The 26,685-nt window shown below is 71.9% G+C and carries 24 protein-coding genes; 2 read left to right on the top strand and 22 right to left on the bottom strand.

The genetic code is table 11. The features are described from left to right. Positions 1-49: 49 nt before the first annotated feature. The 8 genes from pyrF to pyrR form a co-directional block, all read right to left on the bottom strand. The gene (pyrF, locus tag FHS37_RS22915; RefSeq protein ID WP_184824276.1) at positions 50-895 is read right to left on the bottom strand and encodes an orotidine-5'-phosphate decarboxylase; all 846 of its coding nucleotides are present in this window, start codon (positions 893-895) and stop codon (positions 50-52) included. Next, the gene (locus tag FHS37_RS22920) at positions 892-1,998 is read right to left on the bottom strand and encodes a quinone-dependent dihydroorotate dehydrogenase (protein WP_184824278.1); all 1,107 of its coding nucleotides are present in this window, start codon (positions 1,996-1,998) and stop codon (positions 892-894) included. Before FHS37_RS22920 ends, pyrF begins: the two co-directional genes overlap by 4 nt. A 64-nt stretch (positions 1,999-2,062) precedes the next feature. Beyond that, positions 2,063-5,371: a carbamoyl-phosphate synthase large subunit gene (carB, locus tag FHS37_RS22925; RefSeq protein WP_184824285.1), complete on the bottom strand. Its 3,309-nt coding sequence runs from the start codon at positions 5,369-5,371 to the stop codon at positions 2,063-2,065. Further along, positions 5,364-6,506: a glutamine-hydrolyzing carbamoyl-phosphate synthase small subunit gene (carA, locus tag FHS37_RS22930; protein ID WP_184824293.1), complete on the bottom strand. Its 1,143-nt coding sequence runs from the start codon at positions 6,504-6,506 to the stop codon at positions 5,364-5,366. Before carA ends, carB begins: the two co-directional genes overlap by 8 nt. Then, positions 6,503-7,063 (bottom strand): PH-like domain-containing protein, encoded by a 561-nt coding sequence (locus FHS37_RS22935; protein WP_184824295.1) that lies wholly within the window; start codon positions 7,061-7,063, stop codon positions 6,503-6,505. The genes carA and FHS37_RS22935 overlap by 4 nt, the downstream gene beginning before the upstream one ends. Further along, positions 7,060-8,346 (bottom strand): dihydroorotase, encoded by a 1,287-nt coding sequence (locus tag FHS37_RS22940; RefSeq protein WP_184824297.1) that lies wholly within the window; start codon positions 8,344-8,346, stop codon positions 7,060-7,062. The genes FHS37_RS22935 and FHS37_RS22940 overlap by 4 nt, the downstream gene beginning before the upstream one ends. A gap of 5 nt (positions 8,347-8,351) precedes the next feature. Continuing rightward, positions 8,352-9,380 (bottom strand): aspartate carbamoyltransferase catalytic subunit, encoded by a 1,029-nt coding sequence (locus FHS37_RS22945; protein ID WP_184824299.1) that lies wholly within the window; start codon positions 9,378-9,380, stop codon positions 8,352-8,354. 102 nt (positions 9,381-9,482) lie between these two features. Further along, positions 9,483-10,040 carry a bifunctional pyr operon transcriptional regulator/uracil phosphoribosyltransferase PyrR gene (pyrR, locus tag FHS37_RS22950; RefSeq protein ID WP_184824301.1) on the bottom strand — a complete coding sequence of 186 codons (558 nt, stop codon included), beginning with the start codon at positions 10,038-10,040 and terminating at the stop codon, positions 9,483-9,485. 263 nt (positions 10,041-10,303) lie between these two features. On the opposite strand from pyrR, the gene bldD reads away from it, so the two are divergent. Then, positions 10,304-10,807 carry a transcriptional regulator BldD gene (gene bldD / locus FHS37_RS22955; RefSeq protein WP_004990661.1) on the top strand — a complete coding sequence of 168 codons (504 nt, stop codon included), beginning with the start codon at positions 10,304-10,306 and terminating at the stop codon, positions 10,805-10,807. Positions 10,808-10,993: 186 nt separating this feature from the next. On the opposite strand, the gene nusB is transcribed toward bldD, so the two are convergent. The 14 genes from nusB to FHS37_RS23025 all read right to left on the bottom strand — a co-directional run bounded on the left by nusB (position 10,994) and on the right by FHS37_RS23025 (position 24,374). Beyond that, positions 10,994-11,428: a transcription antitermination factor NusB gene (gene nusB / locus FHS37_RS22960; protein WP_184824303.1), complete on the bottom strand. Its 435-nt coding sequence runs from the start codon at positions 11,426-11,428 to the stop codon at positions 10,994-10,996. A 2-nt stretch (positions 11,429-11,430) separates the two neighbouring features. Further along, positions 11,431-11,997 carry an elongation factor P gene (gene efp / locus FHS37_RS22965; protein ID WP_184824305.1) on the bottom strand — a complete coding sequence of 189 codons (567 nt, stop codon included), beginning with the start codon at positions 11,995-11,997 and terminating at the stop codon, positions 11,431-11,433. A 62-nt stretch (positions 11,998-12,059) separates the two neighbouring features. Next, complete coding sequence (locus FHS37_RS22970; protein WP_184824307.1) at positions 12,060-13,166, bottom strand: aminopeptidase P family protein; 1,107 nt, start codon at positions 13,164-13,166, stop codon at positions 12,060-12,062. A 135-nt stretch (positions 13,167-13,301) separates the two neighbouring features. After that, on the bottom strand, positions 13,302-14,171 hold the full coding sequence (locus tag FHS37_RS22975) for a Pro-rich N-terminal domain-containing protein (RefSeq protein WP_184824309.1): 870 nt from the start codon (positions 14,169-14,171) through the stop codon (positions 13,302-13,304). A gap of 175 nt (positions 14,172-14,346) precedes the next feature. Next, positions 14,347-15,441, bottom strand: a complete 1,095-nt coding sequence (aroB, locus tag FHS37_RS22980) for a 3-dehydroquinate synthase (RefSeq protein ID WP_184824311.1) — start codon at positions 15,439-15,441, stop codon at positions 14,347-14,349. Next, a complete protein-coding gene (locus FHS37_RS22985) occupies positions 15,438-15,953 on the bottom strand; it encodes a shikimate kinase (protein ID WP_184824314.1) in 516 nt (171 codons plus the stop codon). Before FHS37_RS22985 ends, aroB begins: the two co-directional genes overlap by 4 nt. Beyond that, positions 15,950-17,134 (bottom strand): chorismate synthase, encoded by a 1,185-nt coding sequence (aroC, locus tag FHS37_RS22990; RefSeq protein ID WP_184824316.1) that lies wholly within the window; start codon positions 17,132-17,134, stop codon positions 15,950-15,952. The genes FHS37_RS22985 and aroC overlap by 4 nt, the downstream gene beginning before the upstream one ends. A gap of 181 nt (positions 17,135-17,315) precedes the next feature. Further along, positions 17,316-17,684, bottom strand: a complete 369-nt coding sequence (locus FHS37_RS22995) for a hypothetical protein (protein ID WP_184824318.1) — start codon at positions 17,682-17,684, stop codon at positions 17,316-17,318. Positions 17,685-17,731: 47 nt separating this feature from the next. Then, complete coding sequence (locus FHS37_RS23000) at positions 17,732-18,559, bottom strand: shikimate dehydrogenase (protein WP_184824320.1); 828 nt, start codon at positions 18,557-18,559, stop codon at positions 17,732-17,734. Beyond that, positions 18,559-20,244: an endolytic transglycosylase MltG gene (mltG, locus tag FHS37_RS23005; RefSeq protein WP_184824322.1), complete on the bottom strand. Its 1,686-nt coding sequence runs from the start codon at positions 20,242-20,244 to the stop codon at positions 18,559-18,561. Before mltG ends, FHS37_RS23000 begins: the two co-directional genes overlap by 1 nt. Before the next feature lie 127 nt (positions 20,245-20,371). Next, positions 20,372-20,836: a Holliday junction resolvase RuvX gene (gene ruvX / locus FHS37_RS23010; protein ID WP_184824857.1), complete on the bottom strand. Its 465-nt coding sequence runs from the start codon at positions 20,834-20,836 to the stop codon at positions 20,372-20,374. A gap of 35 nt (positions 20,837-20,871) precedes the next feature. Beyond that, positions 20,872-23,544: an alanine--tRNA ligase gene (alaS, locus tag FHS37_RS23015; protein ID WP_184824324.1), complete on the bottom strand. Its 2,673-nt coding sequence runs from the start codon at positions 23,542-23,544 to the stop codon at positions 20,872-20,874. Then, the gene (locus FHS37_RS23020) at positions 23,544-23,915 is read right to left on the bottom strand and encodes a hypothetical protein (RefSeq protein WP_184824326.1); all 372 of its coding nucleotides are present in this window, start codon (positions 23,913-23,915) and stop codon (positions 23,544-23,546) included. Before FHS37_RS23020 ends, alaS begins: the two co-directional genes overlap by 1 nt. Before the next feature lie 6 nt (positions 23,916-23,921). Beyond that, on the bottom strand, positions 23,922-24,374 hold the full coding sequence (locus FHS37_RS23025) for a DUF948 domain-containing protein (RefSeq protein WP_184824328.1): 453 nt from the start codon (positions 24,372-24,374) through the stop codon (positions 23,922-23,924). Positions 24,375-24,529: 155 nt separating this feature from the next. Here FHS37_RS23025 and FHS37_RS23030 point away from each other — a divergent pair, with 155 nt between their 5' ends. After that, positions 24,530-26,677: an ATP-binding protein gene (locus tag FHS37_RS23030; protein WP_184824330.1), complete on the top strand. Its 2,148-nt coding sequence runs from the start codon at positions 24,530-24,532 to the stop codon at positions 26,675-26,677. Positions 26,678-26,685 lie beyond the last annotated feature (8 nt).

A 26,685-nucleotide genomic window follows, 5' to 3' on the forward strand; every position in this document is an offset into this window, starting at 1 on the left:
TTGAGGATGTATCCAGGTCCGGGGAGCGCGGAATTCCTCGTCGGCCGGTTCAGGCCGGCGTCACGGCGGTCCGGATCTCCTCCGCGAAACGGTCCGCGGCGTCACGCAGCGTGACGGCGTCGGGACCGTGACGCAACACACCCCGGCTGACGTTCGGCACGACGTTGCGCACCGCGCGCCCGAAGACGGCCGGGAGGTCGGCCGCCGTGGCCCCCTGGGCGCCGATGCCGGGCGCGAGGATCGGGCCGCCCGTGTCCAGGTCGTACGAGGACAGGTCGCCGAGTGTCGCCCCGACCACCGCGCCGAAGGACCCCAGGGGCTCCTCCCCCGCGTTCTCGAGGGCCAGGTGTCCGAGCACGGTCGCCCCGACGGTGCGCCCGTCGGGACGGACCGCGTGCTGCACCTCGCCGCCCTCCGGATTGGAGGTCAGTGCCAGCACGAACAATCCCGTGCCGCTCTCCCGGGCCAGTGCGACGGCCGGGCTCAGCGAGCCGTAGCCGAGGTACGGCGAGACCGTGAGCGCGTCGGAGAACAGGGGCGCGTCCGGGTGCAGGAAGGACTCGGCGTAGGCGGCCATGGTGGAGCCGATGTCGCCGCGCTTGGCGTCCATGACGACCAGCGCGCCGGCCGCCCGCGCCTCCCGGACCGTCCTCTCCAGGACGGCGACGCCGCGCGAGCCGAAGCGTTCGAAGAAGGCGCTCTGCGGCTTGAGCACGGCGACCCGGTCGGCGACCGCCTCGACGACCGTGCGGCTGAACCGCTCCAGGCCCGTCACGTCGTCGTTCAGGCCCCACTCGGTGAGCAGGGAGGCGTGCGGGTCGATGCCCACGCACAGCGGACCGCGCTCGTCCATGGCCCGGCGCAGCCGCGCGCCGAAGGGTTCGAGGCCGCTCATGCCGTTGTCCTCGCGTCGGCGCCCACCGCGTCGGCGAGCGTGGCGTACGGGCTGGTGCGCAGGCGCGCGGCGAGCCCCTTGTGGATGGTGCGGGCCCAGAAGGGCCCCTCGTAGACGAACGCGCTGTAGCCCTGGATCAGCGTGGCGCCGGCCAGGATGCGCTGCCAGGCGTCCTCGGCGTCCTCGATGCCGCCGACGCCGACCAGCGTGATCCGGTCGCCCACGCGCGCGTACAGGCGGCGCAGCACCTCCAGGGAGCGCGCCTTGAGCGGGGCGCCGGACAGGCCGCCCGTCTCCTTGACGAGGGCGGGGTCGGAGCGCAGACCGAGGCCTTCGCGCGCGATGGTGGTGTTCGTCGCGATGATGCCGTCCAGACCCAGTTCCACGGCCAGGTCGGCGACCGCGTCGACGTCCTCGTCGGCGAGGTCGGGCGCGATCTTCACCAGCAGCGGCACCCGGCGGGCGGGGACCGCGCGGTCGGCGGCCTCGCGGACGGCGGTCAGCAGCGGGCGCAGCGCCTCGGTGGCCTGCAGGTCGCGCAGTCCCGGCGTGTTCGGGGAGGAGACGTTGACCACCAGGTAGTCGGCGTGCGGCGCCAGGCGCTCGGCGGACTTCACGTAGTCCGCGACGGCCTCGCTCTCCGGTACGGCCTTGGTCTTGCCGATGTTGACCCCGACGACCGTCCGGAAGACGGGTGTGCGGGAGGCCAGCCGGGCGGCGACGGCGAGCGATCCGTCGTTGTTGAAGCCCATGCGGTTGATCAGCGCGCGGTCCGCCACCAGCCGGAACAGCCGCTTCTTCGGGTTGCCGGGCTGCGGCTCGCCGGTCACCGTGCCGATCTCGACGTGGTCGAAGCCGAGCATCGCCATGCCGTCGATGCCGACGGCGTTCTTGTCGAAGCCGGCGGCGAGCCCGAAGGGGCTGTGCAGGCGCAGCCCGAGGGCCTCGGTGCGCAGCTCCTCGTGGCGGGGAGCGAGCACGGCGGCGACGAAGGTGCGCAGCACGGGGACGCGCGCGACGAGACGGATCCAGCGGAAGGCGAGGTGGTGTGCCTGTTCCGGGTCCATCCGTTTGAACACCAGACGGAAGAAGTACTTGTACATGCCTGTCCTCGAGAAGACCTCATGAAGAGGGGGACACCGTTTCCGGTGTCCCCCTCCTCGGCTGCTAGTCGCGGGCCGCGGTCAGGTGTTCCGCGTGTTCCTGGAGCGAGCGGACGCTCACCTCCCCGCGGCCCAGGGCGTCGATGCCCTGGACCGCGGCGGCGAGCGCCTGGACCGTCGTCAGGCAGGGGACGGACCGCGCCACGGCCGCCGTGCGGATGTCGTAGCCGTCGAGGCGGCCGCCGGTGCCGTACGGGGTGTTGACGATGAGGTCGACCTCGCCGTCGTGGATGAGCTGGACGATGGTCTTCTCGCCGTTCGGTCCGGTGCCCTCGGACTGCTTGCGCACCACGGTGGCGTTGATGCCGTTGCGCTTGAGGACCTCGGCGGTGCCGGAGGTGGCGAGCAGCTCGAAGCCGTGCGCGACCAGCTCGCGCGCCGGGAAGATCATCGAGCGCTTGTCCCGGTTGGCGACCGAGATGAACGCCCGTCCCTTGGTCGGCAGCGGGCCGTACGCGCCCGCCTGCGACTTGGCGTACGCCGTGCCGAAGACGGAGTCGATGCCCATGACCTCGCCGGTGGAGCGCATCTCCGGGCCGAGGACCGTGTCGACGCCGCGGCCGTGGATGTCACGGAAGCGGGACCACGGCATCACGGCCTCCTTGACGGAGATCGGCGCGTCCATCGGCAGCGTGCCGCCGTCGCCGTTCGCCGGGAGCAGGCCCTCGGCGCGCAGCTCGGCGATGGTGGCGCCCAGCGAGATGCGGGCGGCGGCCTTCGCCAGCGGGACCGCGGTCGCCTTCGAGGTGAAGGGCACCGTGCGCGAGGCGCGCGGGTTGGCCTCCAGGACGTAGAGGATGTCCCCGGACAGCGCGAACTGGATGTTGATCAGGCCGCGCACCCCGACACCGCGCGCGATGGCCTCCGTGGAGGCGCGCAGCCGCTTGATGTCGAAGCCGCCGAGCGTGATCGGGGGCAGGGCGCACGCCGAGTCACCGGAGTGGATGCCGGCCTCCTCGATGTGCTCCATGACGCCGCCGAGGTACAGCTCCTCGCCGTCGTAGAGCGCGTCGACGTCGATCTCTATGGCGTCGTCGAGGAAGCGGTCGACGAGCACCGGCCGGGAGGGGCTGATCTCGGTCGACTCGGCGATGTACGACTCCAGCCGGGCCTCGTCGTAGACGATCTCCATGCCGCGTCCGCCGAGCACGTAGGACGGCCTCACGAGGACCGGGTAGCCGATCTCGTCGGCGATGGCCTTGGCCTCGGCGAAGGTGGTGGCGGTGCCGTGCTTGGGGGCGGGCAGGCCGGCCTCCTTGAGGACCCGGCCGAAGGCGCCGCGGTCCTCGGCGGCGTGGATGGCCTCCGGGGAGGTGCCCACGATCGGCACGCCGTTGTCCTTCAGCGCCTGCGACAGGCCCAGCGGGGTCTGGCCGCCGAGCTGGACGACGACGCCCGCGACCGGTCCGGCCTGCTGCTCGGCGTGGACGATCTCCAGCACGTCCTCCAGCGTGAGCGGCTCGAAGTAGAGCCGGTCGGAGGTGTCGTAGTCGGTGGAGACGGTCTCCGGGTTGCAGTTGACCATCACGGTCTCGTACCCGGCGTCGCTCAGCGCGAAGGAGGCGTGGACGCAGGAGTAGTCGAACTCGATGCCCTGGCCGATGCGGTTCGGGCCGGAGCCCAGGATGATGACGGCCGGCTTCTCGCGCGGGGCGACCTCGGTCTCCTCGTCGTAGGAGGAGTAGAAGTACGGCGTCCTCGCGGCGAACTCGGCGGCGCAGGTGTCGACCGTCTTGTAGACCGGGCGGACGCCGAGCGCCTGGCGGACCTCGCGGACCACGTCCTCGCGCAGGCCGCGGATCTCCGCGATCTGCTGGTCGGAGAAGCCGTGCCGCTTGGCCTCGGCGATCAGGGCGGCGGTCAGTTCGGGCGCCTCGGACAGCTCGTCGGCGATCTCCTTGATGAGGAAGAGCTGGTCGACGAACCAGGGGTCGATCTTCGTCGCCTCGAAGACCTCCTCGGGGGTGGCGCCCGCGCGGATGGCCTGCATGACGGCGTTGATGCGGCCGTCGGTCGGGCGGACCGCCTCGCGCAGCAGCTCGTCCTTGTCGCCCGTCTCGCCGACGAAGGTGAACTGGCTGCCCTTCTTCTCCAGCGAGCGCAGCGCCTTCTGGAAGGCCTCGGTGAAGTTGCGGCCGATGGCCATGGCCTCGCCGACCGACTTCATGGTGGTGGTCAGCGTGGAGTCGGCCGAGGGGAACTTCTCGAAGGCGAACCGGGGCGCCTTGACGACCACGTAGTCGAGGGTCGGCTCGAAGGAGGCCGGGGTCTCCTGCGTGATGTCGTTCGGGATCTCGTCGAGGGTGTAGCCGACGGCGAGCTTGGCGGCGATCTTGGCGATCGGGAAACCGGTCGCCTTGGAGGCGAGCGCCGAGGAGCGCGACACGCGCGGGTTCATCTCGATGACGATGACGCGGCCGTCGGCCGGGTTCACCGCGAACTGGATGTTGCAGCCGCCGGTGTCGACGCCGACCTCGCGGATGACGGCGATGCCGATGTCGCGCAGGATCTGGTACTCGCGGTCGGTGAGCGTCATCGCGGGCGCGACGGTGATCGAGTCGCCGGTGTGCACGCCCATGGGGTCGAAGTTCTCGATGGAGCAGACGACCACGACGTTGTCGTTCTTGTCGCGCATCAGCTCCAGCTCGTACTCCTTCCAGCCGAGGATGGACTCCTCCAGGAGCACCTCGGTGGTCGGCGAGAGGGTGAGTCCCTGGCCGGCGATGCGGCGCAGCTCGTCCTCGTCGTGGGCGAAGCCGGAGCCGGCGCCGCCCATGGTGAAGGACGGGCGGACGACGACCGGGTAGCCGCCGAGCTCCTCGACGCCCTTGAGGACGTCGTCCATGGAGTGGCAGATGTAGGAACGGGCGGACTCGCCGTGCCCGATCTTCCTGCGGACCTCCTCCACGACCTCCTTGAACCGGTCGCGGTCCTCGCCCTTGTGGATGGCCTCGACGTTGGCGCCGATCAGCTCCACGCCGTACTTGTCCAGGACGCCGTTCTCGTGCAGCGAGATCGCGGTGTTGAGGGCCGTCTGGCCGCCCAGGGTGGGCAGCAGGGCGTCGGGCTGCTCCTTGGCGATGATCTTCTCGACGAACTCGGGGGTGATCGGCTCGACGTAGGTGGCGTCGGCGATCTCCGGGTCGGTCATGATCGTCGCAGGGTTGGAGTTGACCAGGACGACCCGCAGGCCCTCGGACTTGAGGACGCGGCACGCCTGGGTGCCGGAGTAGTCGAACTCGGCGGCCTGGCCGATGACGATCGGGCCGGAGCCGATGACCAGGACGGACTGGATATCGGTGCGCTTAGGCACGCTGGCCCTCCATCAGGGAGACGAAGCGGTCGAACAGGTAGGCGGCGTCGTGCGGGCCCGCTGCCGCTTCGGGGTGGTACTGGACGCTGAAGGCCGGCTTGTCGAGGAGCTGGAGGCCCTCCACCACGTTGTCGTTCAGGCAGACGTGGGACACCTCGGCACGGCCGAACGGGGTGTCGGAGACCTGGTCGAGCGGGGCGTCGACGGCGAAGCCGTGGTTGTGCGCGGTGACCTCGACCTTGCCGGTCGTGCGGTCCTGCACCGGCTGGTTGATGCCTCGGTGGCCGTACTTCAGCTTGTAGGTGCCGAAGCCGAGGGCCCGGCCGAGGATCTGGTTGCCGAAGCAGATGCCGAACAGCGGGGTGCCGCGCTCCAGGACGCCCTGCATCACGGAGACCGGGTGGTCGGCGGTGGCCGGGTCGCCGGGGCCGTTGGAGAAGAACACGCCGTCCGGGTCGACGGCGTAGACGTCCTCGACGGTGGCGGTCGCGGGCAGCACGTGCACCTCGATGCCGCGCTCGGCCATGCGCTGCGGGGTCATGCCCTTGATGCCCAGGTCGACGGCGGCGACGGTGAACTTCTTCTCACCGATCGCGGGGACGACGTACGGCTCGGTGGTGGCGACCTCGGCGGACAGGTCGGCGCCCTTCATCTGGGGCGCCTCCTGGACGCGGGCGAGCAGCGCGGCGTCGTCGCGCACGGCGTCGCCGCTGAAGATGCCGACGCGCATGGCGCCGCGCTCGCGCAGGTGCCGGGTCAGCGCGCGGGTGTCGATGCCGCTGATGCCGACGACGCCCTGTGCGGCGAGCTCCTCGTCCAGCGAGCGGCGGGAGCGCCAGTTGGACGGTGTGCGCGCGGGGTCGCGCACGACGTAGCCGGAGACCCAGATGCGCCTGGACTCGGCGTCCTCGTCGTTGACGCCGGTGTTGCCGACGTGCGGGGCGGTCATCACCACGACCTGGCGGTGGTACGACGGGTCGGTGAGAGTCTCCTGGTAGCCGGTCATGCCGGTGGAGAACACCGCTTCGCCGAAGGTCTCCCCCACCGCCCCGTAGGCACGGCCGCGGAAGATCCGGCCGTCCTCCAGGACGAGTACGGCGGGAACCCTGGCGGCTCCCCTGGTGGAGGTTGTCATCGTGCGCCTTCCGTCTTGTTGATCATCTGGTTCAGGGTCTCGACCCATTCGTTGTGCTCGGCCGCGTGGTCGGAGCGGAAGCCGGAGTCGATCAGCCGCTCTCCGTGCGCCCAGGTGACCACCAGCAGACCGCCCTCGGTGAGGACCTTGCCGGCGATGCCCTTGTCGAGCCGGGCGCCGCGCAGCGCGTGGGCCGGCACGAAGAAGTCGTCCGCTCCGGGACGCACGACGTCCAGCCCCGCGTCGGTGAGCGTCAGCTCGGCCCGGCTGCGGGTGCCCAGACCGTGCGCCACGATGCGGTCGAGCCACTGACCGGCGGTGGTGGAGCCGTGGTAGCGGCCGCTCATGACCAGTTTCACCGGGCCCGGATCGTCCGGCGCGCCGGGCAGCTCCGGCAGGTCGCCCTGGAGCGTGCCGCGCCACCGCCAGCCCTCGCGCATCAGCCAGTAGACGAGTGCGACGAAGAGGGCGAGGCCGACGACCCAGCCGATGCGGGCGGCCCAGTCGGTCACTTCCGCCGATTCCTTCTCGGCGGCCAGCAGGATTACAGGTGTCACGTGAGCTTCCCGTCGACGAGCGTGGCCTTGCCCCGGAGCCAGGTGTGCGTGACACGCCCCGGCAGCTCACGGCCCTCGTACGGGGTGTTGCGGCTGCGCGAGGCGAAGCCCGCGGGGTCCACAGGGCCACGGTATGCCGTGTCGACGAGGGTGAGGTTGGCGGGCTCACCTGCCGAGACGGGACGGCCGTGGCCCTCGGCCTGTCCGATGCGCGCGGGCGTGAAGGACATGCGGTCGGCGACGCCGGCCCAGTCCAGCAGGCCCGTGTCGACCATGGTCTCCTGGACCACCGACAACGCGGTCTCCAGGCCGACCATGCCCATGGCGGCGGCGGCCCACTCGCAGTCCTTGTCCTCGTGCGGGTGCGGGGCGTGGTCGGTGGCGACGATGTCGATCGTGCCGTCGGCGAGCGCCTCGCGCAGCGCCGTCACGTCCCGCTCGGTGCGCAGCGGCGGGTTGACCTTGTAGACCGGGTCGTACGTCCGCACCAGCTCGTCGGTGAGGAGCAGGTGGTGCGGGGTGACCTCGGCGGTGACGCGGATGCCGCGGGACTTGGCCCAGCGGACGATCTCGACGCTGCCCGCCGTCGACAGGTGGCAGATGTGCACGCGGGAGCCGACGTGCTCGGCGAGCAGCACGTCCCGGGCGATGATCGACTCCTCGGCGACGGCCGGCCAGCCGCCCAGGCCCAGCTCGGCGGAGACGACGCCCTCGTTCATCTGGGCGCCCTCGGTCAGCCGGGGCTCCTGGGCGTGCTGGGCGACGATCCCGTCGAAGGCCTTCACGTACTCCAGGGCGCGACGCATGATCACGGCGTCGTGGACGCACTTGCCGTCGTCGGAGAAGACGGTGACGCCGGCCGCGGACTCGTGCATGGCGCCCAGCTCGGCGAGTTTCCGCCCCTCCAGGCCGACGGTGACGGCTCCGACGGGCCGCACGTCGCAGTAGCCGTGCTCCTTGCCGAGCCGCCAGACCTGCTCGACGACGCCGGCGGTGTCGGCGACCGGGAAGGTGTTGGCCATGGCGAACACGGCCGTGTAGCCGCCGCTCGCCGCCGCGCGGGTGCCGGTCAGCACGGTCTCGGAGTCCTCGCGGCCGGGCTCGCGCAGGTGGGTGTGCAGGTCGACCAGGCCCGGCAGCAGCACCTTGCCCCCGGCCTCGACGACCTCGGCCCCCTCGGCGGGCAGCCCGGTGCCGACCCGGGCGATCGTCTCGCCGTCGATCAGGACGTCCTGCGGCTCGCCGCCGAGCACCTTCGCACCGCGGATCAGGATCTTGCTCATCGTTCTTACTTCTCCTCGGTGGTACGGAGTTCGGAGGCGGACGCGGAGCGCCTCGTCGCAGGGGTGGTGGGCGACGGGTGGGTGACGGCGGGTTCGTTGCCGCCGAGCAGCAGGTACAGGACGGCCATCCGGATGGAGACGCCGTTGGAGACCTGCTCGACGACGGTGCAGCGGTCGGAGTCGGCGACCTCGGCGGTGATCTCCATGCCGCGGACCATCGGGCCGGGGTGCATCACGACGGCGTGCTCGGGCATCCGCGCCATGCGGTCGCCGTCGAGGCCGTAGCGCCGCGAGTACTCGCGCTCGGTGGGGAAGAACGCGGCGTTCATCCGCTCCCGCTGGACGCGCAGCATCATCACGGCGTCGGACTTGGGCAGCGTCGAGTCGAGGTCGTAGGAGACCTCGCAGGGCCAGGTCTCGACGCCGACCGGCAGCAGGGTCGGCGGGGCGACGAGGGTGACCTCGGCGCCGAGGGTGTGCAGCAGGTCGACGTTGGAGCGGGCGACCCGGCTGTGCAGGACGTCGCCGACGATGGTGATGCGGCGGCCGGAGAGGTCCTGGCCGAGCCCGGCGTCCGGGCCGACGAGCCGGCGGCGCATGGTGAAGGCGTCCAGCAGGGCCTGGGTGGGGTGCTGGTGGGTGCCGTCGCCCGCGTTGATGACGTGGGCGTCGATCCAGCCGGAGGTGGCCAGGCGGTACGGGGCGCCGGAGGCGCCGTGCCGGATGACCACGGCGTCGACGCCCATGGCCTCCAGGGTCTGGGCGGTGTCCTTCAGGGACTCGCCCTTGGAGACGCTGGAGCCCTTGGCGGTGAAGTTGATGACGTCCGCGGACAGCCGCTTCTCGGCGGCCTCGAAGGAGATCCGGGTCCTCGTCGAGTCCTCGAAGAAGAGGTTGACCACGGTCCGGCCGCGCAGGGTCGGCAGTTTCTTGATCGGCCGGTCGGCGACCCGGGCCATCTCCTCGGCGGTGTCGAGGATCAGGACGGCGTCGTCACGGGTGAGGTCGGCGGCCGAGATGAGATGGCGCTGCATCTGTCAGGCTCCGTAAGGCAGTTCAATCAGGCGAAATCGGGCAGACGGGTACGCGCGAGGGCGTGCCGAGCCGGCGCACGCCGTCGACGTGCGCCCGATGTGCTACTGGGCGGTCCGCTTCGCACCGAGCAGGACGGTGTCGCGACCGTCCTCCTCGGCGAGCAGGACCTTGACCGTCTCCCGCAACGACGTGGGGAGGTTCTTGCCGACGTAGTCGGCGCGGATGGGCAGTTCGCGGTGGCCGCGGTCGACGAGGACGGCGAGCTGCACCGCGCGGGGACGCCCGATGTCGTTCAGCGCGTCGAGGGCGGCGCGGATGGTGCGGCCGGAGAAGAGCACGTCGTCGACGAGGACGACCAGGCGGCCGTCGATGCCGTCACCGGGGATCTCGGTGCGGGCCAGCGCGCGCGGCGGCTGCATGCGCAGGTCGTCGCGGTACATGGTGATGTCGAGCGAGCCGACCGGGGTCTTGCGCTCGGTGATCTGCTCGAGCTTGGCGGCGAGCCGCTGGGCGAGGAAGACGCCTCGGGTCGGGATGCCGAGGAGCACCACGTCGTCGGCACCCTTGGCGCGCTCGACGATCTCGTGGGCGATGCGGGTCAGCACCCGCGCGATGTCGGGACCCTCGAGAACGGGCCGCGCATCGGACTGCGTGTCCATGAGAAACGGACCTCCTTCTCCGCCTCACGGGACGGACCTTAAAGGACGTCGGATTGCGTCACTCAGGCTATCAGGCCGGGATCCGGGCGGAGCGACACCCCCGATCACCCCTATGGCGCAACCGACCTTCGCTACCACGGAAGAGTCGGTGTGGACCATTCGGCTTGACGCACGAGAGTAACGCTGCGTAACCTCACAGTGAGTTACCAGCCGCGCGGCATGGAAACCAAGCCAGTCGCGTCGCCACAGTGCCGGGGAGCTATATGTCCAGCGAATACGCCAAACAGCTCGGGGCCAAGCTCCGGGCGATCCGCACCCAGCAGGGCCTTTCCCTCCACGGTGTCGAGGAGAAGTCCCAGGGACGCTGGAAGGCGGTCGTGGTCGGCTCGTACGAGCGCGGGGACCGCGCCGTGACCGTGCAGCGCCTCGCGGAGCTGGCGGACTTCTACGGCGTTCCGGTGCAGGAGCTGCTGCCGGGCACCACCCCGGGAGGCGCCGCCGAGCCGCCGCCGAAGCTGGTCCTGGACCTGGAACGGCTGGCCACGGTGCCGGCCGAGAAGGCGGGCCCGCTGCAGCGCTACGCGGCGACGATCCAGTCCCAGCGCGGTGACTACAACGGCAAGGTGCTCTCGATCCGCCAGGACGACCTGCGCACCCTCGCCGTCATCTACGACCAGTCGCCCTCGGTCCTCACCGAGCAGCTGATCAGCTGGGGCGTCCTGGACGCGGACGCGCGGCGCGCGGTGGCCTCCCACGAGGAGAGCTGACCACTCCGCTCCGGAGCAGAGGAGCAAAGAAGCAGAAACGTACCGCCGGGGTGGCCGGACCTGCACGGTCCGGCCACCCCGGCGGCGTTCCGCGGGCCGGGCGCCCCGGTTCGCCCGGAGCCCGCGACGCCGAAGGGCCCGCAGCGTGAGTCGCTGCGGGCCCTTCGGCGTATCCGTGCCCGAGCCTCAGACCTCGTCGCGGCGCAGCGACGGCTTGAGCTCCTTGAGCCGGCCGAGCAGGCCGTTGACGAACGAGGGCGACTCGTCCGTGGAGAACTCCTTCGCCAGCTGCACCATCTCGTCGAGGACGACGGCGTCCGGGGTCTCGTCGACCCAGATCAGCTCGTAGGCGCCCAGACGCAGGATGCTGCGGTCGACGACCGGCATCCGGTCGAGCGTCCAGCCGACCGAGTACTGGGAGATCAGCTCGTCGATGCGCCGCGCGTGCTCCGCGTAGCCCTCGACCAGCTGCATCGTGTACTCGCTCACCGGCGGCTGCCGGGTGTCGGTCCGGGAGTGCCGGATCCAGTCCGCGAGGACCGTCAGGACGTCGGCGCCGCGCTGGTCGCCCTCGAAGAGGATCTGGAAGGCGCGCTTGCGGGCCGTGTTGCGGGCGGCCACGGTTAGCTGTTCACCCGGCCGAGGTAGTCGCTGGTGCGGGTGTCGACCTTGATCTTCTCACCGGTGGTGATGAAGAGCGGGACCTGGATCTGGTGGCCGGTCTCCAGGGTGGCGGGCTTGGTGCCGCCGGTGGAGCGGTCGCCCTGGACGCCCGGCTCGGTCTCCTGGATGGTCAGCTCCACGGCGGCGGGCAGCTCGACGAAGAGCACCTCGCCCTCGTGCTGGGCGACGGTGGCCTCGAAGCCCTCGACGAGGAAGTTGGCGGCGTCGCCGACGACCTTGCGGTCGATGTGCAGCTGGTCGTAGGTCTCCATGTCCATGAAGACGAAGTAGTCGCCGTCCATGTAGGAGAACTGCATGTCGCGCTTGTCGACGGTGGCCGTTTCGACCTTGACACCGGCGTTGAAGGTCTTGTCGACGGTCTTGCCGGAGAGCACGTTCTTGAGCTTGGTGCGCACGAAGGCCGGGCCCTTGCCGGGCTTGACGTGCTGGAACTCGACGACGGACCAGAGCTGGCCGCCTTCGAGCTTGAGCACCATGCCGTTCTTGAGGTCGTTCGTGGAAGCCACGGTTGAGGAATCTCCTGGACTGGACTGACGTGGACGACCCCGGGGCGGCGCACAGCGCGAGGCTAGAGCGCGAGCAGCTCCTTGGTCGTGATGGTGAGTAGCTCGGGTCCGCCGTCCGCCTCGGGGCGCACGACGAGCGTGTCATCGATCCGGACACCACCCCGGCCCGGGAGGTGGACCCCCGGTTCGACAGTGACCGGCACGCAAGCGTCCAGTTTACCCATGGCCGCGGGGGTCAGCCGAGGGTCCTCGTCGATTTCGAGTCCGACCCCGTGTCCCGTGAGGGCGGGGAGGGCGTCGGCGTACCCGGCGGAATCCAGCACGTGGCGTGCCGCACGGTCCACGTCACGGCAGGCGGCGCCCGGTACGAGGGACTCCCGTCCGGCGCGCTGGGCGGAGAAGACGAGGTCGTACAGCTCGATCTGCCAGTCCGCGGGGGCCGTGCCGATGACGAAGGTGCGGCCGATCTCGCAGCGGTAGCCGCGGTAGGTGGCGCCCAGGCAGACGGAGAGGAAGTCGCCCTCCTCGACGCGGCGGTCGGTGGGCCGGTGACCGGGCCGCCCGGCGTGCGGTCCGGTGGCGACGGAGGTGGGGAAGGCGGGGCCGTCGGCGCCGTGGTCGACGAGGCGGCGCTCCAGTTCCAGGGCGAGGTGGCGTTCGGTGCGGCCGACCAGGATGGACTCCAGCAGCTCGCCGAGGGCCTGGTCGGCGATCTCCGCGCCGATGCGCAGACAGGAGATCTCCTCCTCGTCCTTGACCACCCGGAGCTGCTCGACCGTGCAGCCGACGTCGGCCAGGCGCAGCCGGGAGGCGACCGAGCGGATGGCGCGGTGCCGGGCCACGGTGAGGTGGTGCTCCTCGACCGCGAGGGAGTCGGCGCCCTGGGCGGCGGCGAGCCCGGCCGCCGCGACGGCGGCGTCACCGCCGGCCCGGGGCACGACGTGCACGCGCAGCGCCTCGTCGGGCCGGGCCTGCGGGGAGCGGTCGTCGGGCGGTCCGGCGCACACCAGCACGTCCTCGGTCCTGCCCAGCAACAGCACGGCGCCCTCGGGGGCGGCACCCGCGAGGTAGCGCACATTGGCGGGCCGGGACACCAGCGCCGCCGCGCTGCCGCCCGCGTTGCAGCATTCCCGTACCCGCGTCCGGCGGACCGCGTACACCTCTGACATGACCCGAGCCTATGAGCGGTGGCCCGATACCGCCGGTCGGGAGGTCCGAGTGGGCGTCGCCGCCCGCGCCGCGCCGACCGGGCCGGTGGTCCGGGGCGGCGGTCCGGGGCGGCGGTCCGGGGCGGCGCCCCGGCCTCACCAGGCCGGCGGGCTCGCGATCGACCTGGCCAGGACGTCGTCCAGGATCCTCGCCGTCTCCGGTATGTCGAGCTGGGAGTTGTCGATGATCGGGAGCCCGGAGCCGTACCAGCCGGCCATGCGGCCGTGGATGCGGGCGACCTCCTCGTCGCCGAGGCGGCGGTTGCCGGAGCGTTCCGCGTTGCGCTCCAGGACGATGTCCAGGCCCGGCAGGAGGACGACCGGCAGCAGGCCGGGGCCCACGTGCCGCTTCCAGCCGCCCAGGCCGACGACCGGGCGGTCGGGGAAGACGGCGTCGTCGAGGATGCACGAGATGCCGTTGGCGAGGAAGTTGCGGGCGGCGAAGCCGCAGGTGCGGCGGGCCAGGCGGTACTGGGCCTCGGAGTTGTCGTTCCACCCCGTCTGCGGGTCGGCGAAGCCCGAGCGCACCCACTCGCGCACGTCGTCGAGGCTGATGTGCGCGGTCGGGACCCGGCGGTGGTCCGCCCAGTACTTGGCCACGCTGGTCTTCCCGGCGCCCGCGGGCCCGATGAGCAGCACGGCGATGGTCGTGCCGGCCGGGTCGGGGGGGACGGCGGCCTGGGGGGCGCTGGGCACGGCGACGGGGCCGCCGGGCGGCAGCGGCACATGGCCGGTGGTGTCCGGCGTCGGGGGCGCCGGGGCGTGCCGGGGACCCGCGGGGGACGGGGCGGGCCCGGGCGGAGGCGCGGGGTAGCCCGGTGCCGGAGGCGGCACGGGCACGGGGGCGGGCCCCTGGTGCGCTCCCGGGTGCTGACCCGGGTGGTGTGCGGCCGGTGACCAGCCGACGGCCGGTCCGTGCCCCGGCTGGTGGGGCGGCGGCAGCGGTGAACCCACTGCGTGCTGCATCCGGTGCCACTCCGTCTCGTACAGGCTATGGGGCGCTGACAGCAGGGGGGTACCCCGCGTGCTACCGAACGGTACCGCCCCCCGCCGTTGTTGTGTGAACGGCCGGGGGCGGCGATGAGTGCCCGGCGCGGCCGGCCGGTGGCCCGGCGCGGCGGGCGGACGCCGATCCCCGGGACTACTCCCCCACCTCGCCGTACGCGGCGAGCAGGACGGCCGGGTCCGGTCCCTCCAGCACGGTGGGCTTGGCGAGACCGTCGAGGACGATGAAGCGCAGCAGGTCGCCGCGGGACTTCTTGTCGACCTTCATGGTCTCCAGCAGCTTGGGCCACTGGTCGTAGCGGTAGTGCAGCGGCAGACCGACCGATTCGAGGATCGTGCGGTGGCGGTCCGCGGTGGCGTCGTCGAGACGGCCCGCCAGGCGGCCCAGTTCGGCCGCGAAGTGCATGCCCACCGACACCGCCGCGCCGTGACGCCACTTGTAGCGCTCGTTCTTCTCGATGGCGTGGCCCAGCGTGTGACCGTAGTTGAGGATCTCCCTGAGGCCCGACTCCTTCAGGTCGGAGGAGACGACCTCGGCCTTGACCCGGACGGACCGCTCGATGAGCTCGGCGGTGTGCGGGCCGGCAGGGGTGCGGGCGGCCTGCGGGTCGGCCTCGATGAGGTCCAGGATCACCGGGTCGGCGATGAAGCCGGCCTTGATGACCTCCGCCAGCCCCGAGACGTAGTCGTTGACCGGCAGGGAGTCCAGCGCGGCCAGGTCACACAGCACGCCGGCGGGCGGGTGGAAGGCGCCCACCAGGTTCTTGCCCTCGGCCGTGTTGATGCCGGTCTTCCCGCCGACGGCCGCGTCCACCATGGCCAGCACGGTGGTCGGGATCGCGATCCAGCGCACCCCGCGCAGCCAGGTGGCGGCCACGAACCCGGCCAGGTCGGTGGTAGCGCCGCCGCCCACACCGACGATGACGTCGGTGCGGGTGAAGCCGGACTGGCCGAGCGCCTTCCAGCAGTAGGCCGCGACCTCGGCGGTCTTGGCCTCCTCCGCGTTGGGCACCTGGATGGCGACCGCCTCGTAGCCCTGCTCGGCCAGGTCGGCGCGGAGCGCGTCGCCGGTCTCGGCCAGCGCCTCGGGGTGCACGATCGCCACCCGCTTGGCCCTGTCGCCGATCAGCCCGGCCAGCTCGCCGAGGAGCTGACGGCCCACCAGGACGTCGTAGGGCTCGGTGCCCGCCGTGCCGCCGATGTGGATCCGGGTCACTGCCTCGCTGCTCATGCTTCCTTCAACTCCAGTGCGTTCAGGGCGGCTTCGGCGACCTCTTCGGGGGTGCGGCCGTCCGTGGGCACGACGGCCGTGGCGACCTCCTCGTACAGGTGCCGGCGGGCCTCCATCAGCTCGCGCCACTGCTTGCGCGGATTGACCGCGAGCAGCGGCCGGGCGACGTTGAGTCCGGTGCGCCGGACCGCCTCCTCGACGTCCATCGACAGGTAGACGACCCGCTGCCCGGCGAGCAGCGCGCGCGTGTCCGCGTCGAGGACCGCGCCGCCGCCCAGCGCCAGGACGCCGTCGTGTTCGGTGAGCGCGGTGCGCACCGCCCGCTTCTCGAGCTCCCGGAAGGCGCCTTCGCCCTCGTCGACGAAGATGTCGGCGATGCCGCGGCCCTCGGCGGTGACGATGTCGTCGTCGGTGTCCCGGTAGCCGACGCCCAGCCGATCGGCCAGCAACTGCCCGACGGTGGACTTGCCGACCCCCATCGGACCGACCAGCACGATCACCGGTGAACTCATCGGACGGCCAGGTTCTCGAGGTACGACGTCACGTTGCGGCGGGTCTCGGTGACGCTGTCGCCGCCGAACTTCTCCGCGACCGCGTCCGCGAGGACGAGGGCGACCATCGCCTCGGCGACGATGCCGGCGGCCGGCACGGCGCACACGTCGGAGCGCTGGTGGTGGGCCGCGGCCTCCTCGCCGGTGGCGACGTCCACGGTCCGCAGCGCCCGCGGCACCGTCGCGATCGGCTTCATCGCCGCCCGCACCCGCAGCAGCTCACCGGTGGACAGCCCGCCCTCCGTGCCGCCGGAGCGGCCCGAGGCGCGCTTGATGCCCTCGTCGGTGGCGAGGATCTCGTCGTGCGCCTTCGAGCCGGGCACCCGTGCCAGGTCGAAGCCGTCGCCGACCTCGACACCCTTGATCGCCTGGATGCCCATGAGCGCGGCGGCCAGCCGGGCGTCGAGGCGCCGGTCCCAGTGCACGTGCGACCCGAGGCCCACCGGCACGCCGTAGGCCAGCACCTCCACGACGCCGCCGAGGGTGTCGCCGTCCTTGTGGGCCTGGTCGATCTCCGCGACCATCGCCTTGGAGGCGTCCGCGTCCAGGCAGCGCACCGGGTCGGCGTCCAGCCGCTCCACGTCGGCCGGGGTCGGGTAGACGCCGTACGGCGCCCTGGCCGCGGCCAGCTCGACGACGTGGCTGACGATCTCGATGCCGGCGGTCTCCTTCAGGTACGACCGGGCCACCGCGCCCAGCGCCACCCGGGCCGCGGTCTCCCGCGCGGACGCCCGCTCCAGCACCGGACGGGCCTCGTCGAAGCCGTACTTCTGCATGCCGGCGAGGTCGGCGTGGCCGGGCCGTGGACGGGTCAGCGGCGCGTTGCGCGCCAGGCCGGCCAGCACCTCCGGGTCGACCGGGTCGGCCGCCATGACCTGCTCCCACTTCGGCCACTCGGTGTTGCCCACCATGATCGCGACCGGGGAGCCGAGGGTGAGGCCGTGCCGGACACCGCCGAGGAAGGTGACCTCGTCCTGCTCGAACTTCATCCGGGCACCGCGACCGTAGCCCAGCCGCCGCCTCGCCAGGTGGTCCGCCACCATCTCCGTGCTGATCGGCACGCCGGCGGGAAGACCCTCCAGCGTCGCGACGAGTGCGGGACCGTGGGACTCCCCCGCGGTCAGCCAGCGCAACCTGCTCAACGGTGCTCCTCCGTGCTCGCGCCCCGGTACTGCCTGCTTACGCGTCTCCTCGCGTACGGCTGCGGCGTGACGGGGTGCGCGGCCCCGGTCCGCCACCTCCGATCCTCCCACGTCCGGGCCGCGTACCCGGCCGCCGGTCCATCAGGCGGACGGGCGGCGCACGGACCGGACGGCCGCGGAATCAGACCGGGCCGTCGCCCTGCCGCTGCTGCCGGGGCGCGTGGGCGCCGAGGAAGTCGGCTCCGCTCTCCTGCCGCCGGGGCGCGTGCGGGCCGGGGTGATCGGCCCCGCCGCCCTGCTGCTGCGGCGCGTACTGCCCCAGGTGGTCGGCTCCGCTCCCCCGCCCGTACCGGGCCGCCGCGTGGACCGGCTGCCCGGAGCGGACGGCGCGCCGGTGCGCGATCATGCGCTTGGTCTTGACGACCCAGGAGGCCACGACGGCGAGCACGACCAGGGCCAGCACCGTGATCTGCATCCAGTCGGGCAGGAAGCCCGGCGCGGACTCGAAGATCTGGGACTTCCACGATGCCAGCGGCACGGCTGCGGACATGGAACGCGTTCCCCCCGTTCCGCCCCCTGCGGAACCGGAGGTGGATCCTAGCGGGCGGCGAGGGCCCGTTCGCCCGCTTTCCGCATGGCCTCCAGCGGGGCCGGCGTCCGTCCCGTCATCTGCTCGACCTGGAGCACGGCCTGGTGCACCAGCAGGTCGAGCCCGCCGACCACGGCACCGCCGTACGCGGACCAGCGGGCGGCGAGGACGGTCGGCCACGGGTCGTAGAGCACGTCGAAGAGGGCCGCCGGGCGTTCCGGGACGGCCCGGGCGAGGCTGTCCGTGACGCCGGCCGGGGTGGTGCTCACGACCAGCGGGGCGTGCAGGGCCTGCTCGGCGTCGTCCCAGTCGGCTGTGCGCACCGTCACGTCGAGCCGCTCGGCCCACTGCCGCATCTCGGCGGCGCGGGCCTCGCTGCGGACGTGGACGACGACCTCGCCCGTGCAGATCCGCGCGAGCGCGGCGAGCGCGGAGGAGGCGGTGGCACCCGCGCCGAGGATCGCGGCGGTCTCCACCTTGTCAATGCCGTGCTCGCGCAGGGCGGCGACCATGCCGGGGATGTCGGTGTTGTCGCCGGTCCGGCGGCCGTCCTCGGCGAAGACCACGGTGTTCACCGCGTCGACCGAGGCGGCGGTGTCGCTGATCCCGTCCAGCAGCGGGATCACGGCCCGCTTCAGGGGCATGGTCAGCGACAGCCCCGCCCACTCGGACCCGAGCGTCCCGAAGAACTCCGGCAGCGCCTTCTCGTCGACCTCGAAGCGGTCGTACGTCCAGCCCTCCAGGCCCAGCTCCGCGTAGGCGGCGCGGTGCAGCACCGGAGAGAGGGAGTGCGCGATCGGGGAGCCGAGTACGGCGGCGCGGCGGGGTGCGGCCATCAGTTCTTCCTCGAGGCGTTCCACTTGTCGACCAGCTTCTGGTGCTCGGCGTTGGTCTTGGTGAACTCGCTCGTCCTGCCGTCGAGCGAGATGAAGTAGTACCAGCCTTCGTCCGTCGGGTTGAGCGCGCCCTTGATCGCGTCCTCGCCGGGGTTGCTGATCGGTCCGGGCGGCAGGCCCTTGTAGTAGTACGTGTTGTACGGGTTGTCGTAGTTCCTGAGCTCTTCGAGGGTCAGGTCGATCTTGCTCTGGTTCTTGATGTAGTTGTACGTGGAGTCGAACTCCAGCATGCCGTTGGTCTCGGTGTTACCCGGTTCGAGGCGGTTGTAGATGACCTCGGCCATCTTGCGGAAGTCGCTGTGGCTGGTGCCCTCGGCCTGGACGAGGCTGGCGACGGTGATCAGCTGCCACGGGTCCTCGAGGCCGAGGCTCTCGGCCTTCTTCTCGACGCCGAGCTTCTCGTAGGTCGCGGTGGCCTGGGCGACCATGCGCTTGAGGACGTCCTCGGGCTTCTGCCCCTTGGACACGCCGTAACTGGACGGGAAGAGGAAGCCCTCCAGCGGGTCCTTGACGTCCTCGTGGCCCTGCGCCCAGTCCGGCAGGCCGAGTTCCTCCCAGTCCTCCTTGGCGATCCTGGCGGTGGTGCCCGCCTTGACCTCGAGGCGCTTGTCGATGAGTTCGTAGATCTCGGCGTTGCGCCGACCCTCGGCGATTATCAGGTTGTCGCGGCTCTTCGGGCTGAGCATGAGCGCGACCGCGCTCTCGGCCGACATCTCCTTCTCCAGCGTGTAGACGCCGTCCTGGATGTTCTTGCCCTGGGGGTTGCCCGCTTGAGCCGCGACGAAGGCGTCGACGCTCTTGACGACGCCCTTCTTCTTGAGCTCCTGGCCGATGACGTACCCGCCGGCACCCTTGGGGATCGTGACGGTCACCTGCTCGCCGTTGCCGTCCCCCGCGAAGTCCGGGGCGCTGCCGAAACGATCCTGGTAGAACTGGTACCCGAAATATCCGATTCCGGCGATGCCGCCGCCGAGGACCAGGACCACCACCAGGCAGGCGGTCCCGTTGCGCCGTTTCTTCTCCTTGCCGCCCCGGCCCCGCCGCTCACCGCGCCCCCGGCGGTCGCCCGCGTCGTCGCCGTGGTCGTCGCTGTGGTCGTCGTCATCACCGCCTCCCGCGAAGAAGGCGTGCTCGCCCTCGTCGGGGCCCGGTTCCCAGTCGGTCCGCGGTTCGGGTTCGGCGCGCCGGCGGCCGGGCGGCTCGGGCGGCGGATAGGCGTCGGGGGTTCCGTAGTGGTCGGCCTGCCCCCCGCCGTACGCCCCGGTCTGCTGCCCGTACGGGTCCGTCGGGCCGGCGGCGTACGGATCCTGGGAGTGGGCACCGGTGTGCCAGCCGCCGGTGTCGTACTGCTGCTGCGGCTGTTGCTGGGGGGCGTACTGCTGGCCGTACTGCTGCTCGTACTGGGGGTACTGCTGCTGCGGCTGCCCGTAGCCGTCCTGCTCGGTGGTGCCCCAGTCGCCGTACTGCTGCTGCGCCTGCGGCTGCTGCGGATAGTGCTGCGGCTGGCCGTCGTGGGGGAACTGCTGACCTTGCTGGGCCTGCTGTCCTCCCCATCCGCCGTCCCCGTACAACGGGTCGTCCGGATGCCACGGTTCGGAGCCTTGGCCCCGGCCATACTCAGTCATCGATCCCCTAGAGCCGCGAGGCGGCGGTCACCCCGGCCACCTGAAGACCACGGCTCCCGTCCCGCCTCTCTCTGTGCGGCGGCTGTTCGAACACCGCCGCATCGCGCGGAACGTTACCGTATCGCGATCAGATGACCACTTCGACGCCCTCGCCGGGTGGTTTGCCTGACACCCGTTCGGATTCCAGCGCCTGCTGGAGGATGACCACGGCGGCCGCCTGGTCGATGACGGAACGTCCCTTCCGGGACCTCACGCCCGAGGCGCGCAGCCCCTGGCTCGCCGTCACCGTCGTCATGCGTTCGTCCACGAGTCTCACCGGAACGGGCGCGATCATGCGGGCCAGCTCCCGCGCGAAGCCGCGGACCTTGGCGGCGGCGGGGCCCTCGCCCCCCTTGAGGGAGCGGGGGAGACCGACGACGACCTCGATCGGCTCGTACTCCTCGACGAGCTGCCGCAGCCGGCGGTGAGCGGCCGGGACGTCCCGGCCGGGGACGGTCTCGACCGGGGTGGCGAGGATCCCGTCGGGGTCGCACGAGGCGACCCCGATGCGGGCGTCCCCGACGTCGATCGCGAGCCGGCGGCCGCGGCGCATCACCGGGCCGCCCGCCTGCTCGTCCTCCGTACCGCTCACTTGGCGGTGTCCGCCACGAGCCGCTCGACGGCGTCGACGGCCTCGCCGATGGCGGCGGGGTTCTGACCACCGCCCTGGGCGACGTCCGGCTTGCCGCCACCGCCGCCGCCGAGGGTCTTGGCGGCGGTGCGCACCAGGTCACCGGCCTTCAGGCCGCGCTCGCGGGCGGCCTCGTTGGTGGCGATGACCGTGAGGGGCTTGCCGTTGACCGTGGTGAACAGGGCGACCACGGCGGCCCGGCCGCCCTGGATGCGGCCGCGCACGTCGAGGACCAGCTTGCGCAGGTCGTCGGCGGTGGTGCCGTCCGGGACCCGGCCGGTGACGACGGCGATGCCGCGGACGTCCTTGGCGGACTCGGCGAGACCGGCGGCGGCCTGGAGCACCTTCTCCGCGCGGAACTTCTCGATCTCCTTCTCGGCGTCCTTCAGCCTGCCGAGCATGGCGGAGACCTTCTCCGGCAGTTCCTCCGAGCGGCCCTTGAGCAGCTCGGTGAGCTGGTTGACGACCGTGTGCTCGCGGGCGAGGAAGCTGTAGGCGTCCATGCCGACCAGGGCCTCGATACGGCGCACGCCGGAACCGATGGAGGACTCGCCGAGCAGCTTCACCAGGCCCAGCTGGGCGGTGTTGTGCACGTGGGTGCCGCCGCACAGCTCCTTGGAGAAGTCGCCGATGGTGACCACGCGGACGCGCTCGCCGTACTTCTCGCCGAACTCGGCGATGGCGCCCTGCTTCCTGGCCTCGTCGATGCCCATGATGTCGGCCCGGACGTCGAGGTCGCGGGCGAGCACCTCGTTGATCTTCTGCTCGACGTCGAGCATGACCGTCTGCGGCACGGCGGACGGGGAGCCGAAGTCGAAGCGGAAGCGGCCGGGCTGGTTCTCGGAGCCGGCCTGGGCGGCCGTCGGGCCGAGGGCGTCGCGCAGCGCCTGGTGGGTGAGGTGGGTGGCCGAGTGGGCACGGGCGATGGCGTGGCGCCGCTTGGCGTCGATCGAGGCGTGGGCCTTGGCGCCGACGGTGACCTCGCCGACCTGGACGACGCCCTTGTGGACGTAGACGCCCGGCACCGGCTTCTGGCAGTCGCGCACCTCGATCACGGAACCGGAGTCGGTCCTGATCCGGCCGGTGTCGCCGATCTGGCCGCCGCCCTCGGCGTAGAACGGGGTGCGGTCGAGGACGATCTCGACCTCGTCGCCCTCGGTGGCGGCCGGCGAGGAGACGCCGTCGACGAGGATGCCGACGACCGTCGACTCGCCCTCGGTGTCGGTGTAGCCGATGAAGTCGGTGGCGCCGGCCCGGTCGGCGATCTCGCGGTAGGCGCCGAGGTCGGCGTGGCCGGTCTTCTTGGCCTGGGCGTCGGCCTTGGCGCGCTCCCGCTGCTCCTTCATCAGGCGGCGGAAGCCGTCCTCGTCCACGGACAGGCCCTGCTCGGCGGCCATCTCCAGGGTGAGGTCGATCGGGAAGCCCCAGGTGTCGTGGAGCAGGAAGGCCTTGTCGCCGGGCAGGACGGTGCCGCCCGCGGCCTTGGTGTCGGCCACGGCGGTGTCGAGGATGTTGGTGCCGGCCTTCAGCGTCTTGAGGAAGGCGTTCTCCTCGGCGAGGGCGACCTTCTCGATGCGCTCGCGGTCGGTGATGAGCTCGGGGTACTGCTGGCCCATCATGCCGATCACGGTGTCGATCAGGTCCTTGACGACCGGGCCGGTGGCGCCGAGCAGGCGCATGTTGCGGATGGCGCGGCGCATGATGCGGCGCAGCACGTAGCCGCGGCCCTCGTTGCCCGGGGTGACGCCGTCGCCGATGAGCATGGTGGCGGTGCGCATGTGGTCGGTGACCACGCGCAGGGAGACGTCGGAGGCGTGGGCGTCGCCGTAGCGGACGCCGGTCAGCTCGGTGGCCTTGTCGATCACGGCCATGGAGGTGTCGATCTCGTACATGTTCTGCACGCCCTGCAGAATCATGGCGAGCCGCTCGAGGCCGAGGCCGGTGTCGATGTTCTTGCTCGGCAGGTCCCCGAGGATCTCGAAGTCGTCCTTGCCGGTGCCCTCGCCCCGCTCGTACTGCATGAAGACGAGGTTCCAGATCTCCACGTACCGCTCGTCGTTGACGGCGGGGCCGCCCTCGGCGCCGAACTCGGGGCCGCGGTCGTAGTTGATCTCGGAGCAGGGACCGCAGGGGCCGGGGACGCCCATGGACCAGAAGTTGTCCTTCTTGCCCAGGCGCTGGATGCGCTCCTTGGGCACGCCGACGACCTCGTGCCAGATCCGCTCGGCCTCGTCGTCGTCCTGGTAGACGGTGATCCACAGGCGCTCGGGGTCGAGGCCGTAGCCGCCCTTGTCCTGGGGCGTGGTGAGCAGCTCCCAGGCGAGCTTGACGGCGCCTTCCTTGAAGTAGTCGCCGAAGGAGAAGTTGCCGCACATCTGGAAGAACGTGCCGTGCCGGGTGGTCTTGCCGACCTCCTCGATGTCCGGCGTGCGCACGCACTTCTGCACGCTGGTGGCACGGTCGAAGGGCGGCTTGACCTCGCCCAGGAAGTAGGGCTTGAAGGGCACCATGCCGGCCGGGACGAGCAGCAGAGTCGGGTCGTCCGCGATGAGCGACGCCGACGGGACGACGGTGTGCCCGCGCTCCTCGAAGAAGCTCAGCCAGCGGCGGCGGATCTCGGCCGACTCCATCAGTGGTCCTCATTCCGGTTGTACGGGTACGTCCTGTACGTCGGCCCGGCCTCCGGGCCCGCGACGTACTTGGGGCTGTTGCGGTTCTCGATGACGGCGTGGTGCCGGGGTGCCGGGAGCCCGCGGTCGACGGGGGCGTTCAGCCCGAGCGCGTCGCCCAGTTCGGCCTCCCGCTGGGCCATGTTGTCGCGGACCTCGAGCGCGAAGTCCACCGCGCGGTCCCTGAGCCGGCCGCCGGCCTCGATCGCCTTGTTCGCCGCGGTCACGGCGAGGCTCTCGGGCGTCAGCTGCTTGAGCTTGCGGTTCACCTTGGTGGTGGCCCACACGCCGGCGGCGACGCCGGTGGTGAACCAGAAGGTACGACGGAACATCGCGGGTCAGTCCCTCTTTCCCCGGGTGCGCTTCTCCCGCCGCGCGCCCGGGACGGCGCGGCCCACGATCACGGTGCGCGCCGGCGCCTTGGCCCCGGCGTCCTCCTTGCGGCCGCTGACGGCCCGTCGGACGCCGTAGCCGAAGGCGGCGACCTTGACGAGCGGGCCGCCGAAGGTGGAGGCCACGGTGGTCGACAGCGCGGAGGCGTTGGAGGTGACCTCCTGGACGTCGGAGGCGATCGCGTCGACCCGCTCGATCTGGGTCTGCGCGGAGCGCACCGCCGCGGAGGCGTCGGCCAGCAGCGGGACGGCCTGGTCGGTCACGTCCGCCACGAGCTTGGTGGTCGCCCTGAGCGTCTGGGCCAGTCTCGCGAGAGCCACCGCGAGGAAGGAGACCAGGATCGCCCAGAAGACGGCCACCAGGATTCCGGCCACCTCTCCACCGGACACTGTGTGCACCCGCTCCCTGAAAACGTGCCTGAACATCGAGAAAGTCGTGTCACCGAGCCTATCGCGCCGGTGACGGGACTCCGTACCGGATTACCGTCCGGCGCCGGTGGAGTCGCCCGGGGCGATTGTACGGAGTGCATACGGTTCAGTACGCTGCGTATTCCATGCGGGACCTTCGGCACGATTCCACGCCGGCGCACGGCAATCTTCCCCTGGAGCCGGACCCCTTCGTGGGGCGCTCCGCGGAGCTGGCCGAGCTGTCCCGGGCGCTCGGCGCCTCGCGTCTGGTGACGGTGACCGGGGCCGGCGGGGTCGGCAAGTCCCGTCTGGCCGTCCGCGCCGCCGCCCGGTGCGCGCCCCGGGACGGGGCGTGGCGGGTGGAACTGGCTCCGGTCAGGGACCCGGAGTTCGTGGAGCACGCCGTCGTGGAGGCCATGGGGCTGACGGACCACACCACCCGGTCGCCGTGCGAGACGCTGCTCGCCCATCTCGCCGGGCGCGAGGTCCTGCTGGTGCTGGACGGGTTCGAGCACCTGGTGGACGCCTGCGCCTCGCTGGTGGCCGAGCTGCTGCGCCGGGCACCGGGTCTGCGGGTGCTCGCCGTGGGGCGGCGGGCCCTGTCCGTCGCCGGGGAGACGCTGTTCCCGCTGCCTCCGCTGGACGAGGAGGAGGCGGTGGCGCTGCTGGAGGTGCGCGCGGGGCAGCAGGCGGTGTCCGCCGGGGACGACCGTGAGGCGCGGGCGCTGTGCCGGCGGCTGGACGGGCTGCCGCTCGCGATCGAGCTGGCCGCGGGGCGGCTGGGGACGCTCTCCCCGGGGCAGCTGCTGGAACGGCTCGACGACCGGTTCCGGCTGTTGACCGGCGGCTGCCGGGACGCCCTGCCCCGGCACCGCACGCTGCGTACGGCGATCGGCTGGAGCCACGAACTGTGCACGGCCGAGGAGCGGTTGCTGTGGGCGCGGCTGTCGGTGTTCGCGGGGCGGTTCGACCTGGAGGCCGCCGAGTACGTGTGCGGCGGGAACGGTCTGCCCGCCGGTGACGTCCTCGACGTGCTGTCCGCGCTGCTCGCGCAGTCGGTGCTGACCCGCGAGGAGACGGCGGCGGGGGTGCGTTACCGGATGCTGGACACGGTGCGCGCGTACGGCGCCGAATGGCTGGAGGCGACGGGCGACGCGGACCGGGTCGGGCGGCGGCACCGGGACTGGTACGTGGGGCTGGCCACCTGGTGCGAGCTGGACTGGTTCTCGCCGCGGCAGGGTGAGATCGCCGCGCGCGTGGAGACGGAGCTGCCGAATCTGCGCCGTGCCCTGGAGCTGGCCCTGGCCGAGCCGGAGGAGGCGCACCTGGGGCAGTTCCTCGCGGGCTCGCTGTGGTTCTACTGGGTCGGCTGCGGGCGGCTGTCGGAGGGGCGGCACTGGCTGGAGCAGGCCGTCCGGCTGGACACCGGCCACGAGCAGTCGCGGCTCAAGGCCCTGTGGGTGCTGGGTTACGTGGCGATCCTGCAGGGCGACACGGTGCCCGCGCTGGCGGCGCTCCAGGAGTGCCGGGAGGAGGCGGAGCGGCTCGCGAGCGACAAGGCGCTGGCGTACGCCGAGCACCGCACCGGCTGTCTGGCCCTCGTCACGGACGACATGCCGCGCGCGGAGACGCTGCTGCGTTCGGCGCTGGACCGCTACGGGGAGATCGGCGAGCTCAACAGCAATGTCCTGATGAGCCAGGTCGAGCTGGCGATGGCACGCGCCTTCCAGGGCGACCTGCCGGAGGCGGTGCGGCTGTGCGAGGACGTGCGCCGGATCTGCGACGACCACGGTGAGCGGTGGGCCCGCACCTACGCCCTCTACGTCCTGGCGTACGCGGCCTGGAGCGAGGACGACCTGGACGGGGCGCGGGAGCTGCTGACGGACTGTCTGAAGGGCGCCCACGCCTTCCGCGACCTGCTCGGCGCCGTGCTGTCGCTGGAGCTGCTGGCGCTGGTCACGGCGGCGGAGGGGCACGCGGCCGAGGCGGCGGTGCTCCAGGGGGCGGCGGACCGGATGTGGCCGTCGGTGGGACTGCCGCTGTTCGGCTCGGCCCACTACAACGCGCCGCACGTGCTGTGCGAGGCGCGGGCCCGCGAGCACCTCGGCGACGAGCGCTACGAGGAGTGCCGGCGGAGGGGGACGCGGCTCGGCCGGGACGAGGCCGTCCGCCGGGCGCTGCGGCGGCCCGGGCCGCCCGCGCCGCGCGGGCCGGGCGCTGCGGCGGCCGCGGGTGCCCCCACGCACGAGCCCGCCGCCTCGCCCACCCGGAAGGGCGGGGAGACGGCGGGCTGAGGTACCGC

Origin of the sequence: Streptomyces griseomycini, from assembly GCF_014203535.1 — a bacterium.
Lineage (GTDB): Bacteria > Actinomycetota > Actinomycetes > Streptomycetales > Streptomycetaceae > Streptomyces > Streptomyces griseomycini.

Excerpts from the sequence above, each read along its gene's own strand:
- pyrF (WP_184824276.1), bottom strand. The coding sequence starts at position 895 with ATGAGCGGCCTCGAACCCTTCGGCGCGCGGCTGCGCCGGGCCATGGAC.
- FHS37_RS22920 (WP_184824278.1), bottom strand. The coding sequence starts at position 1,998 with ATGTACAAGTACTTCTTCCGTCTGGTGTTCAAACGGATGGACCCGGAA.
- carA (WP_184824293.1), bottom strand. The coding sequence starts at position 6,506 with ATGACAACCTCCACCAGGGGAGCCGCCAGGGTTCCCGCCGTACTCGTC.
- FHS37_RS22940 (WP_184824297.1), bottom strand. The coding sequence starts at position 8,346 with ATGAGCAAGATCCTGATCCGCGGTGCGAAGGTGCTCGGCGGCGAGCCG.
- FHS37_RS22945 (WP_184824299.1), bottom strand. The coding sequence starts at position 9,380 with ATGCAGCGCCATCTCATCTCGGCCGCCGACCTCACCCGTGACGACGCC.
- pyrR (WP_184824301.1), bottom strand. The coding sequence starts at position 10,040 with ATGGACACGCAGTCCGATGCGCGGCCCGTTCTCGAGGGTCCCGACATC.
- bldD (WP_004990661.1), top strand. The coding sequence starts at position 10,304 with ATGTCCAGCGAATACGCCAAACAGCTCGGGGCCAAGCTCCGGGCGATC.
- FHS37_RS22970 (WP_184824307.1), bottom strand. The coding sequence starts at position 13,166 with ATGTCAGAGGTGTACGCGGTCCGCCGGACGCGGGTACGGGAATGCTGC.
- FHS37_RS22975 (WP_184824309.1), bottom strand. The coding sequence starts at position 14,171 with ATGCAGCACGCAGTGGGTTCACCGCTGCCGCCGCCCCACCAGCCGGGG.
- aroB (WP_184824311.1), bottom strand. The coding sequence starts at position 15,441 with ATGAGCAGCGAGGCAGTGACCCGGATCCACATCGGCGGCACGGCGGGC.
- FHS37_RS22985 (WP_184824314.1), bottom strand. The coding sequence starts at position 15,953 with ATGAGTTCACCGGTGATCGTGCTGGTCGGTCCGATGGGGGTCGGCAAG.
- FHS37_RS22995 (WP_184824318.1), bottom strand. The coding sequence starts at position 17,684 with ATGTCCGCAGCCGTGCCGCTGGCATCGTGGAAGTCCCAGATCTTCGAG.
- FHS37_RS23000 (WP_184824320.1), bottom strand. The coding sequence starts at position 18,559 with ATGGCCGCACCCCGCCGCGCCGCCGTACTCGGCTCCCCGATCGCGCAC.
- mltG (WP_184824322.1), bottom strand. The coding sequence starts at position 20,244 with ATGACTGAGTATGGCCGGGGCCAAGGCTCCGAACCGTGGCATCCGGAC.
- ruvX (WP_184824857.1), bottom strand. The coding sequence starts at position 20,836 with ATGCGCCGCGGCCGCCGGCTCGCGATCGACGTCGGGGACGCCCGCATC.
- alaS (WP_184824324.1), bottom strand. The coding sequence starts at position 23,544 with ATGGAGTCGGCCGAGATCCGCCGCCGCTGGCTGAGCTTCTTCGAGGAG.
- FHS37_RS23020 (WP_184824326.1), bottom strand. The coding sequence starts at position 23,915 with ATGTTCCGTCGTACCTTCTGGTTCACCACCGGCGTCGCCGCCGGCGTG.
- FHS37_RS23030 (WP_184824330.1), top strand. The coding sequence starts at position 24,530 with ATGCGGGACCTTCGGCACGATTCCACGCCGGCGCACGGCAATCTTCCC.